Annotated in this window: 10 protein-coding genes; 2 read left to right on the top strand and 8 right to left on the bottom strand. The window is 48.7% G+C overall.

Annotation, left to right across the window (positions count from 1 at the left end; all coding sequences use genetic code 11):
• Positions 1 to 303 precede the first annotated feature (303 nt).
• On the bottom strand, positions 304 to 3,849 hold the full coding sequence (locus tag AB1656_03395; protein MEW6234410.1) for an NHL repeat-containing protein: 3,546 nt from the start codon (positions 3,847 to 3,849) through the stop codon (positions 304 to 306).
• 648 nt (positions 3,850 to 4,497) lie between these two features.
• On the opposite strand from AB1656_03395, the gene AB1656_03400 reads away from it, so the two are divergent.
• Positions 4,498 to 6,606: a LytS/YhcK type 5TM receptor domain-containing protein gene (locus AB1656_03400; GenBank protein MEW6234411.1), complete on the top strand. Its 2,109-nt coding sequence runs from the start codon at positions 4,498 to 4,500 to the stop codon at positions 6,604 to 6,606.
• Between the two features lie 24 nt (positions 6,607 to 6,630).
• On the opposite strand, the gene AB1656_03405 is transcribed toward AB1656_03400, so the two are convergent.
• From AB1656_03405 to AB1656_03420, 4 genes are read right to left on the bottom strand one after another with little or no spacing between them, the layout of a single operon-like run.
• A complete protein-coding gene (locus AB1656_03405) occupies positions 6,631 to 7,092 on the bottom strand; it encodes a chemotaxis protein CheX (protein MEW6234412.1) in 462 nt (153 codons plus the stop codon).
• Between the two features lie 2 nt (positions 7,093 to 7,094).
• Positions 7,095 to 7,472, bottom strand: coding sequence for a response regulator (locus AB1656_03410; GenBank protein MEW6234413.1), 378 nt, complete (start codon positions 7,470 to 7,472; stop codon positions 7,095 to 7,097).
• Complete coding sequence (locus AB1656_03415) at positions 7,462 to 8,334, bottom strand: HDOD domain-containing protein (protein MEW6234414.1); 873 nt, start codon at positions 8,332 to 8,334, stop codon at positions 7,462 to 7,464. The genes AB1656_03410 and AB1656_03415 overlap by 11 nt, the downstream gene beginning before the upstream one ends.
• Complete coding sequence (locus tag AB1656_03420) at positions 8,334 to 8,783, bottom strand: chemotaxis protein CheD (GenBank protein MEW6234415.1); 450 nt, start codon at positions 8,781 to 8,783, stop codon at positions 8,334 to 8,336. The genes AB1656_03415 and AB1656_03420 overlap by 1 nt, the downstream gene beginning before the upstream one ends.
• 338 nt (positions 8,784 to 9,121) lie before the next feature.
• Between AB1656_03420 and AB1656_03425 the strand changes: the two genes are divergently transcribed.
• Positions 9,122 to 10,153 (top strand): uroporphyrinogen decarboxylase family protein, encoded by a 1,032-nt coding sequence (locus tag AB1656_03425; protein ID MEW6234416.1) that lies wholly within the window; start codon positions 9,122 to 9,124, stop codon positions 10,151 to 10,153.
• Positions 10,154 to 10,407: 254 nt separating this feature from the next.
• Here AB1656_03425 and AB1656_03430 read toward each other — a convergent pair whose 3' ends face one another.
• Genes AB1656_03430 through AB1656_03440 form a run of 3 tightly spaced genes read right to left on the bottom strand, consistent with a single transcriptional unit; the run spans position 10,408 to position 11,066 of the window.
• Positions 10,408 to 10,608, bottom strand: coding sequence for a nucleotidyltransferase domain-containing protein (locus AB1656_03430; protein MEW6234417.1), 201 nt, complete (start codon positions 10,606 to 10,608; stop codon positions 10,408 to 10,410).
• Between the two features lie 48 nt (positions 10,609 to 10,656).
• On the bottom strand, positions 10,657 to 10,845 hold the full coding sequence (locus AB1656_03435; GenBank protein ID MEW6234418.1) for a type II toxin-antitoxin system HicA family toxin: 189 nt from the start codon (positions 10,843 to 10,845) through the stop codon (positions 10,657 to 10,659).
• The gene (locus AB1656_03440) at positions 10,836 to 11,066 is read right to left on the bottom strand and encodes a type II toxin-antitoxin system HicB family antitoxin (protein ID MEW6234419.1); all 231 of its coding nucleotides are present in this window, start codon (positions 11,064 to 11,066) and stop codon (positions 10,836 to 10,838) included. Before AB1656_03440 ends, AB1656_03435 begins: the two co-directional genes overlap by 10 nt.
• Positions 11,067 to 11,313: the final 247 nt, after the last annotated feature.

Below are 11,313 nucleotides of genomic sequence, written 5' to 3' on the forward strand. Positions count from 1 at the left end.
GGGATTCCTTTCCTTATTCGTAAGAGGCTCTTACAAAATGAACAAAATCTGTCCTTAAATTCTCCCCCCAAGCTTGGGGGGAGTTAGAGGGGGGTTGATTTTAATGGACTTACGTTAACCCCCTCCTAACCTCCCCCAAGCTTGGGGGAGGAATAATAGAATTTTGCAAGAGGCTCGTAAGATAAACAAAAGCCATAATATCATCGCATTCCCTTTTGCGCGATAGTTTTGGCTGCCGTGTTATGGATTCAAATGCAAGGGAACATGGCGGGCTGCGTTTCGCCAATTACCCTCACTACGTTGTCAATCGGCGCTGAGAAATCGGACAGGCAAGCGGTTGTAGAAGGGACCGTAAAAGGATGGCAGCCAGGAATATTGCAGCGCTACGATTTTAAAGCGGTAACGATGACCGTATTCCGGACCGTTTTGAAAAGCCGGTTCAAGCAAATGAGCCTGCGCTTTCCATTCGAGATAATGGGCTTTGCCGTCCGCCGTCCGGCCCAGCAAAGCGAAATCGCCTTGATCGACGAGTACATAAACCAGAATGCTGCGCGTATTGTCTTCGTCGATATACGGCGGCAATTTCCAGCGAATCGCGAGTACGCGATCGGAATACGAATCGAAATCGTCTCCCCCGCTCAAATCCTCCGTCACATTCAGGTCGTCCGTTACCGTAACCCAAGGCGATAGCGTTGGCGTCGCCGTCGGGGTCGCCGTCGCCAGCGGCGTATAAAATTTCGTAGGCGTAGGCGTGGGGGTAAATCTCCATGTCGCCGTCGGCGTCGGGGGAATCGTAGGAGTCGGCGTCGCCGTCGCCATGGGCGTTGGCGTTTGTTCGATGCTTTGCAAAAACAGAACCGGCCCCGGATTGTCGAAGGGGCCGTAATACCCCGCCCGATCGTATTTTTTCATGGCGAATATCCGGAATTCGTAAGCATTCCCAAATTGCGGACCGTCTTGAAATTCCTCCGCCAGCAGCGAACTCTTTTCACGCCATTGCAAATAAACCGCCGTTTCGTTTTCCGCCGCTCCCAAATATCGATAAGGAAGAACGCCATTGATTTTTACATACACATGAACGGCTTTAATATTATTTTTATCCACAATGGCGGAATCGAGCGTCCAACGAATTACGAGATTCCGGTTCTCATCCGGATCGATATCTTTCCCGTTGCTTACGTCGTCTTTCGTCAGGATATTGTCTGAGACGGTAACCGTTGAATACAATTCCACTGGCCCCTTATTAGCGAGGGGGCCGAGTAGAGCCGCCGTTCCTCCCTTTTGCAACGCATAAATCTGAAAACGATAGGAAAATCCGAACTTCGGCCCAGATTGAAAAGCGGACTCCAAACCTGCGCCTCCCGCTTTCCAGGAAAAATAGGGAACGTCTCCGCTTCCCGTATGGCCGATGTAAACGTAATATTCATCGACCGGGGCGGCGTAGATCTGAAAATCCGTTATATCCTTCGCGTTGAAATTCCACCGTAACGCCAATTCGCGGCTGGAGACGGGGTCGTAATCGCGTTCGCCGCTCAAATCCTCTACGGTGGAAAGCGTATCCGTAACAATCAGCGTATTCGCCGGTAGAGTGGGAATTACGATGGGCGTGGGCGTCGGCGTAATCGTGGCCGTCGGCGTCGGTGTGCGAATCGGCGTATCCGTCGGCGTCGGCGTAATGGTGCTGGTGGCCGTAGGAGTCGGCGTCGGCCTTTCCTTGGCGGTTACCGTCGTTTTTACAATCACGGGATTTTGAACATGGTCGTCCACGGAACAAACGAGAACGTAAACGCCCCAAACAGCAGGCGTAAAAAGCGCAGCGTTTTCCAACATGCCGGAAAACTGGACAAGCGAACGATCCGGGCCTGATTCGACCGACCAGGAATAATCGTAGGTCCCATCACCGCCGCGCGCTATGACCGATAATGATACGGTTTCGCTGGCATACGCCGTATGATCGGCAATCGCCTCGATGACGATTTGGTTGGTTACGGCGCGAATGCGGTGATTGGCGCTGTCGGCGATGTAGAGAATTCCACGCGCGTCAGCAAAAGCGCCCGAAGGTTGAAATAACGGGGCGCCATCCGAGAGGCCATAGCCGCCGGTTCCCGCTTTTCCACTTCCCGCCGCCGTCGATATCAAGCCGGCGTTATCCACTTTGCGGATGGAATGGTTGAAATAATCGGAAATGAAAAGAGAGCCGGCAAAATCGGCGAAGATGCGGATGGGATGGTACAGATTCGCCTTGGCCGCCGGACCGCCATCGCCGGAATAGCCCGCGATTCCCGTTCCCGCCGCCGTCGTGATTACGCCATCGAGGCCGACTTTACGGATGCGATGGTTGCCGAAATCCGCGATATAGAGATTTCCCGATCCATCGGCGCTGACGCCCCACGGAGAATCCAACATCGCTAGCACGGCGGGACCGCCGTCGCCGGAATAGCCGCTTACGCCGATGCCCGCCGCCGTCGTAATCATGCCCGATGGATGCACTTTCCGGACGCGGTGATTGTCCGTATCTGCGATATACAGAGCGCCGGAAGCGTCGGCGCAAACGCCGCGCGGCAGATTCAAACTTGCTTTCGTCGCCATACCTCCGTCGCCCGAATAACCGCTGGCTCTGCTTCCCGCAATGGTGGAAATCGTTCCCGCCGCATCGATTTTGCGGATGCGATGATTCCAACTATCCGCAATATAAAGATTGCCCTGGCCGTCGAGACTAACGTCTTGGGGAAAGATCAATCTCGCCTTTTTCGCGGGTCCGCCGTCTCCGGAAAATCCAGCCGAGCCGTCTCCCGCGATGGTCGATATCGTGCCTGAAACATCCACCTTGCGAATGCAATGGTTCCAATAGTCGGCGATATAGAGATTGCCATGAGAGTCGCGGCATACGCTGCGGGGATAATTCAACCTTGCATTTCTAGCGGAACCGCCGTCGCCGCCGTAGCCGGGAACGCCATCGCCCGCCATCGTAAACAGATAAGGCAAAACTGGCGTCGGAGTAGGACTCGGCGTAAACGTCGGCGTTATCGTCGGAGTCGGAGATGCCGTCGGCGTCGCGGTAGGAGTAAAGGTTAGCGTAGGAGTAAACGTGGATGTCGGCGGCGGTGGGGCCGTCGCCGTATAAGAAGGCGTGAGCGTGTAAGTCGCTGTGAAACTCGGCGTTGGCGAAAACGTCGGCGTCATGGTTGGCGTGGGGGTAAAGGTGAATGTCGATGTGGGAGTAGGCGTCGGCGGAGAGACGATATCCAGGAACAATCCATATTTCCCCGTATATGAATCGTTCTTCTCTCCGATGCGAAGAAAATAATCCCCGCTTTCCGTCAATAGCCGATCTTGAAGTTGAATTTGAGAAACATCGCCGGTTACGCTTTGAATTAGAATCCCGCTGGGATCGAAGAGATCGAATTTCGGCTTTCCCTCCGAAAGCAACCGCAACGAGATGGATGCCCGGTCGCCCGCCGCCGCTGCGAAACGGAATAAATCCATATCCCCCCGGCGCTCAAGTTCTCCCGTCGCGCTTTGGCCCGGTTGAAGCGTAAGGGGAACGTCCTGTTCGAATATCCATAACGAAATCCAATAATCGCCGCTTGCGGCGCCGCTAATGCGAATCGTGTATTTGCCGCCCTTTTTCAAGACTTCATCGCTAAATTGGAGAGGACTCGATGCGCCGGAGCGCTCCGCTTCCACTATCCCCGTAGGGTCCAATAGTTCGATCCGCCAGGAATTGTTTTCCAGCCAAATCAAGGCGATTGTTACGCGATGGCCTTTTTGAGCATTAAACGAATAAGAGATTTTATCGGCGGCATCTTCCAATCGGCCGGTAAGAGTCTGATCGTGGGCGATAGGCAAAGCCGTTTGCGCATAAACGGAAAAAGGGGCATAAACGGAATAAATAAAGGCAAATAAATACCCTAATTTCCGAGTTTTATGCAACCGGAAAGAAAATGAAGGGGAGTATTCCCCGTAGAAAAAAGCCCGCCCCGCAGGAAAAAACATTTCCCGAATCGATTCCTTGAATTCAAGCATCAAAACAGACCCTGAAAAATAGGGTTAACCTGCTTTCCATTATTTTCGGCGAAATTTCGTTTATCTTAAAAATCATTACGACGAATAGAAGACGATCGGCTATTATTCATTCAAACAAGAGATCATCCTATTCGTTCGATCGACGGTATATTGTTCCATTCATCTTAACAATAGTGAGCTATTAATTAATCTTGCCGATGACTTTTTATGGGCGGACACTATACTTCTTCCTTTGTGCGATGGAATATTTCATGATACTGTAAAAAAATAGAAGTATATAAATAACTCATGTTATACGCGAAATCCTTTTTCCTAGGAATGTTCCGTCTATACAATTCTTCTCCAAAAATGGGAAGAGGTGAGGAGAGTGCTGATATTATTGAATTTATCCCATAATCCTCACTCTCATCCAACAGACGAATCAATATGGAATGCAAAATTTGAGCCAACAATTCTGCATGGATTAATTGAATGATATTCAAACCCCTTTTTGAGAATTTGACTTTACTCCTAGCATTATGCACAGCCTATAGTTTTACATTGCGTTATTACAGAAAAGGGACGTTGACGACGCAATGTTTTACAGGTCTTATATTCGGCGGCGTCGCTTTTGTCGTAATGATGTATCCTTATGTTTTAGCTCCCGGTCTTATCTTTGATACGCGTTCCGTTTTATTAAGCACGGTGGGATTGTTCGGCGGAACCATATCCGCCGCCGTCGCCGTGTTGATTACGGCTTCCTATCGTCTGTGGCTGGGGGGACCGGGAATGATTATGGGAGTAGGCGTAATCGTCACTTCCGCCGCCATTGGAGCGATCTATCACAATAAATATCGCCGCTCGCTCGAGAATATCTCGCCTTACGACTTATATATTCTTGGCCTCATCGTCCATTTTTTCATGATTGTCTGGACGCTGGCGGTTCCTTGGCCGTTATCCTTGACGGTTATGAAAAAAATATGGCTGCCGGTGATCGTGATATATCCGATCGGCAATGTCATTTTAGGACTGTTGCTCGCCAACCAGGAATCTCTCTTTCACACCGAAATCAGGTTGAAAGAGAGCGAAAAAAGATACCGTGAACTCGTCCATAACGTCAATAGCATTATTCTGCGAATAAATCCTCAAGGAAAAATCACATTTATCAACGAGTACGCTCTTCAATTTTTCGGATATTCGGAAGAAGAAATTCTGGGCCGCGATGTATTGGGTTCAATTTTACCGGAAAGGGAAAGTACCGGGCGGAATTTGAAAGTCATACTGGAGAATATACTTCTCCATCCCATAAAATACGCGAGAAGCGAAAATGAGAATATTACAAAAGACGGCCGAAGAGTCTGGATCGTCTGGAGCAATAGGCCGATCTTCGATCAAAAAGGCAATTTCGTCGAAATTTTTTGCGTAGGCAACGATAATACGGAACAAAAGAGGTTGGAGGAACAATTAATCCAGTCGCAGAAAATGGAATCCGTTGGCCGCCTGGCGGGGGGAATCGCGCACGATTTCAATAATTTGTTGTTGATTATCAACGGATACAGCCAACTGGCCTTGCAGCATCTTGAGCCGGACTCTCCTATATACAAAGATATCGAATCCATTCTCAAAGCCGGAGAACGAGCCGCCGCCTTGACGCGGCAGTTGTTGGCGTTCAGCCGCAAACAAGTCATTCAAGCCCAAATTATCAACCTTAACACTACGATCGTCGAATTGGATAAGATGCTTCGCCGTCTGATTGGAGAGAATATTGAACTTGTTACGATTCCTTCTCCTTCCTTGAATCCGATCAAAGCCGATCCGGGCCAGATCGAACAGATCATCATGAACATGGCGGTGAACGCCCGCGACGCCATGCCGTATGGCGGAAAACTCGTCATCGAGACCGCCAATATTCATTTGGACGAGTCCTATACTCAAAATCACGCCGAGGTCATTCCCGGCGATTATGTGATGTTAGCCATCAGCGACTCCGGCTGCGGGATGGATAAAGAGACCATGTCGAAAATCTTCGATCCCTTTTTTACTACCAAAGATTTCGGCAAAGGAACGGGGCTGGGACTCTCCACCGTCTATGGGATCGTCAAACAATGCGAAGGGCATATATGGACATACAGCGAATTGGGACAAGGAACCGCATTCAAGATTTATTTCCCCAGCGTAATAGCCCCTATTGTTAAGGAAGAGTATATCAAGGATTCGGTGGAAAATCTCCAAGGATCGGAAACGATCCTGCTGGTGGAAGACGAGGATTCCGTCAGAAATCTGCTGAATAACGTTTTAAGCCAAAACGGTTATCGCGTATTGGCGGCCAGTTGCGGCTGCGACGCTTTATCCCTTTTCGAAGAGAATAAGGAATCGATTTCGCTGGTCATCACCGACGTCGTCATGCCGGGGATGAGCGGACGGGAATTGTCCGATCGATTGGCCGCCTTTCATTCCGGCGTAAAAATTTTATTTCTTTCCGGCTATACGGGCGAAAACATCCTGCTGAACGATATATTGGAAGAGGGAGGGGCATTTATCCAAAAACCGATCGCTATACGCGACTTGCTAAAAAAAGTCAAAGAAATTCTTGGAACGTAAAAGACGGAATGACCAATTTATCCGTTACGCTTGGATGGCGAAATAAAGCAAAGCGGGGGCGTCATCGATTATAAATCCCAAAACGCAGGGATCGGCAAGCCATTTTTTCCATTCCGTCTCATCCAAAACGGCGGATTCGGGAATACCGAAATCGAATAGGGCGTTTTTGCCGAATAATTCGGGGAGCAGATTGCCTACTAGAAGATTAATAAGTTCGTTAATCGCGTCTTGAGCGTTATACACGGCGTCTTCCGCATCGGGATCCGTTCCCAGTACATTGCTGGCGATGACGGCGCCCAGCCGAGCGGGAACCATCATGGAGAGAACGCCGGAACGGGGACCGGAGAAAGCGAGCGACGATCGAAGAAAATGAGTCTCCTCCGAATGAATATCCTCCACAGAAACCGGATCGCAAAACATGAAGGAGAATTTTTCCAACATCGTTTCAAAAATGGCGCTCAAATTCTCCCGATAAGAAATCTCCATTCCTATTCTCCCATGACTTTATCGACTACTTCGCGAATCATTTCCGGCGTGAACGGTTTGCGAATATAGGATTTAACCCCGAAATTAACCAATTCTTTGACGCGGGTTTGGCTGCCTTCGGAAGAGACGACGACAACGGGAATTTTTTTCAATTGATCGTCCGCCCACATATTTTCGATCATTTCCACTCCATCCATGATGGGCATGTGAATATCGGAAAAAACGAGATCGATGGGATTCGAGCGAAGAATATCCAGCGCCTCTTTGCCATTCATCGCGTCAAAAATCTTCTTGACGGGAATTTCCGCCATTTCCAGCGTTTTAGCGATAACAGCGTGGACGACGCGAGAATCGTCAACGACAAGAATACTAAGAGACATCGCATCCCTTTCCCTCGGCAGGCGCGAGAAATTCTTTCATGCTTTCCAAAGCGGATTGAATTCGAAAGATGACTTTTTCAACGATATGCACATTCAATTTCAAACGGGTTTCCGCCGCCATAGACGCCCAATAATTCAACCCTTCGCTTTCGGGGCCGACTCCCATTTGAAGAGCCGTAGCGTCCGCCGCATGAACCAGATCGACCAAGAGCGTATCGCCTCGCGTATATAATTCCGGCAGATGATGCCACCTGACGACATCAACGATCAGGGACGGCATTTTCCATTGTTGGAGGACGATCGAACCCACTTCCATATGATCGATGCCCAACATTCTTCTTTCCGCTTCATCCACGGAAATGGATTCATCGCACGACAAATCAAGAATCGGTTTGGGATCGACCTCAAACCTTTTTTCCAGCAATATCTTGCCGATATCATGCAGAAATCCGCATAAATAGGCATATTTCGGCGCAGGGATTTTCATTTCCTCCGCCAACAATTCCGCGCCCGCGGCTACGGCGAAACTGTGATTGCATAAATCCCACGGAATGATCTCGCCGCCTTGAACGGCGGACAGAAGCCAATCGAATACGCTGGTGCAGACGACCAATTCCAGCGCCCGATTTTCGTTTAACGTCTCTACGAGAGCGGTTAAGGATTGGATCTCGGCGGCATCCGTAAAATAACCGCAATTGGCCAATTTGAAAATTTTGTCGGTCAATTCAGGCTCCGATCTCAAAGCCTTCATGACATCCGGTTCCATGCGTCCGCTGCATCGCAAGTCTCTAACAGCTAATTGGAGAACCGTGGAAATAGGAGGCAGCGCCTCTATTCTCTGCAATAATTCCAGTCTTCGCATTAGAAAGGAACCTCCACGCCCCTGGATCGAATCGATGTTTGTCCATCATGCAAACGAAGGATCAACGTACGGGGGATGGATCCTCCGACTTCCTGACTTTTAATCAAGATATTATTCTTCCATAGCACCTTTCGTAGAATGGTAAAATTACGTTCGCCTGTTTTAAAAACTCCTTTTTGATCGAGAAAAGTTCCTCCTCCAGCGACTTTACAAATCAAGCGTTTTTTATTGGCGCCCATTTTCAATATCACCGCCAACAAAGCCTCAAAACCGGAGTCTACGAACATGCAAGGATTTCCATTGGCTCTTTCCGGATTCATATTCGACTGCGGCAATAAGGCGTGCAGCATTCCCCCTACGCAACTAGCCGGATCGTAAAGCGTTACGCCCAGGCAGGATCCTAATGAACTGGTAATGATAATGTCGTCTTTATTGTTTGAGACTTTCATATCGGATATGCTGACTTGTAGAATCACTGGGCAGAAAACCTCAAACCATCATTTTTTCCCAAAATCGAAGGATCGCAAGCCATTTTGATCTATTATTCCGGCTCGTTCTACACATTTTATCTTTTCCATTCCCTAATGGCAATTAATCGGAGCGGAATTATCCTAAAAACAACGATTAGCGATCAGCGGCCTATGTAGCGTTTTTGAATCGCGAAATCATAGAACGAATAGAATTCCACGAAATTTACGAATCGGGGATAACTTGGATTCTTTTGGATTCCATGGAAGAATCTTTTTCACCACACAAGCTTATTGTTTTAAGTTGGAGGAATAAAAGCATGACGAGCAAAGAGCGCGTCCTGGCGGCGATCGCTCATCGAGCAACCGATCGCGTCCCCCTCGATTTTTGGGCGGAAGAGGTTGTTTGGCGGCGGCTCATGCGCGAGTTGGGCCTATCTTCAAAAAGTGCATTGCTCTCCCGTCTCAACATCGATTTGCGCTGGATCGATCATCGATATATCGGCCCGGATTTTTCCCATCCAAGAGGCGAAACTATCGAGAATATGTGGGGCGAACGATTCCGGATCATGCCCAACGGCGATCGCGTCGCCTGCGGCGGCGCTTTGGATCGCGTTCAAACCTTCGAGGAAATCGCCCGGCATCATTGGCCATCCAACGATTGGGTTAGCTATAGCCATTTGCGGGAATCGGCTCGGCGGGATGGGGAATACGCCATGGTTTACGGCTACGCCGATATTTGGCAGCGCGCCGCTATGATTCGTGGGTTGGACAATATGTTTTTCGACATGCTGGAGCGTCCGGAGTGGGTGGATTATATGACGGGAAAACTCATGGATTTCTACATCGAGGATTGGACGCGGGCTATGGAAGAGACGGAAGGGAGAATCGATCTGTTTTTTCTTATCAGCGACCTGGGAACGCAGCGTGGACCGATGATTAGCCTCGATTTATTCCGTCGCTTTATCAAGCCGAGAATTCAACGCATGGCGGAACTGGCGCATGGCTTCGGAAAAAAATTGCTGTTTCATTCCTGCGGAGCGGTGCGCTCGTTCATCGAAGAGATGATCGAGGCGGGAGTGGATGCGCTCAATCCCATGCAAACGGGCTGCGCGGGGATGAATCCGAAAGAATTGAAAACGGACTTCGGCGCCCGTCTGTGCTTCCATGGCGGGATGGATATTCAAAGAGCCTTGCCTTTCGGCACACCTGAAGAAGTTAGAACAGAGACGAAGAAAATGCTTGAAGCAATGAAGGGAGACGGCGGCTTCATCCTGGCGCCCAGCCATACCCTCCTGCCTGACATCCCCACGGAAAACATTCTGGCCATGTACGATTGCGCCGTCCAATAATGGGACTTGGTGACTTGGAGCGAGAGATGGAATCTTCCATATATTCCAGTTCGAGTAAAGTTTGAGCCGATTTCAAAGAGCGAAGAGAACGCGCCCAATAAAATTGAATTTCCTGCAAATTTATCGTACAGAAACACCTTCGTTTTGCACAATTTGCATAAAGGAAATATTTTCTTGAAGCCGTTTTTGTCTTTCGTCTTGCGTATAGACGACGATGGAAGGAACGGTTTCCGTACCCGCCGCCAATCCATAAGCTAAAAATGCAATATTTTTTTAACCGATCGGTCTCCTTCTCGAATAACGACCATTAAATCGAGGTCTGAATCCTCGCGAGCGTCGCCTCGCGCTTTCGATCCGAAAAGAATAATATCCTCAACCAGGCCGGGATATTGAGCGTAAAGCCGTTCGCGGTATTGATTCAACCATTTAATTTCCGCCGCATTGAGGGAAGCCATAAGAGAATCACCCATGAAAATTCAAACGACGCATGTCAACTTATTTTTCTAAAATTTTGGATTTAATCCCGCTTGTTTGCACAGTTCATTCGCCGTGATTCTATCAAGTAAGCTATGGCGTTTAATGGGTATTGTCTTTTCGCCATCGCTGTAGATGGCATGATTCTTTCCTTCTCGGATTAAAGCAAAACCATTCTGCTCCAGATATCGAATTAAATCGCGCTGTTTTACGGATATGCTTCAATCTCGGCGGGAAAAGGCTCATAAAGGGCGTTGCCGGAAGGAATTTCTTTCTTTAATTGACGATAGGCTTGGATCATTTCCTGCAAAGCGTCTTGCAGCATGATTCGACATTCCTCAAGCGTTTTTCCTTCGGTGACGATTTCCGGCCACTCAATCAATTGGCCCATGTATCCGCGAGAAATCTTCGTATATTTGGCCGTATATGTGATTATCATGTAGTTATCGATCTTTTTCATCATTGAAAATTATGAGCCTCATGCAAAACTCCATAATTCTTCCCCCATGCTTGGGGGAGGTTAGGAGGCAATGTCATTAAGTTAAGACATAACGTGACGAAATTCCATTCCCTCGCCCTCTGGGAGAGGGTTAGGGTGAGGGATTTTAAATTCAACAAATTCATGCTATTAGATTTGTTGATATTTTCGATTAAGGAATTAGACTATCCTTAACTTAACGACATTG

This window comes from Candidatus Omnitrophota bacterium, from assembly GCA_040755155.1.
Taxonomy (GTDB): Bacteria; Hinthialibacterota; Hinthialibacteria; order Hinthialibacterales; family Hinthialibacteraceae; genus JBFMBP01.

Excerpts from the sequence above, each read along its gene's own strand:
- AB1656_03400 (MEW6234411.1), top strand. The coding sequence starts at position 4,498 with ATGATATTCAAACCCCTTTTTGAGAATTTGACTTTACTCCTAGCATTA.
- AB1656_03405 (MEW6234412.1), bottom strand. The coding sequence starts at position 7,092 with ATGGAGATTTCTTATCGGGAGAATTTGAGCGCCATTTTTGAAACGATG.
- AB1656_03410 (MEW6234413.1), bottom strand. The coding sequence starts at position 7,472 with ATGTCTCTTAGTATTCTTGTCGTTGACGATTCTCGCGTCGTCCACGCT.
- AB1656_03415 (MEW6234414.1), bottom strand. The coding sequence starts at position 8,334 with ATGCGAAGACTGGAATTATTGCAGAGAATAGAGGCGCTGCCTCCTATT.
- AB1656_03420 (MEW6234415.1), bottom strand. The coding sequence starts at position 8,783 with ATGAAAGTCTCAAACAATAAAGACGACATTATCATTACCAGTTCATTA.
- AB1656_03425 (MEW6234416.1), top strand. The coding sequence starts at position 9,122 with ATGACGAGCAAAGAGCGCGTCCTGGCGGCGATCGCTCATCGAGCAACC.
- AB1656_03430 (MEW6234417.1), bottom strand. The coding sequence starts at position 10,608 with ATGGCTTCCCTCAATGCGGCGGAAATTAAATGGTTGAATCAATACCGC.
- AB1656_03440 (MEW6234419.1), bottom strand. The coding sequence starts at position 11,066 with ATGATAATCACATATACGGCCAAATATACGAAGATTTCTCGCGGATAC.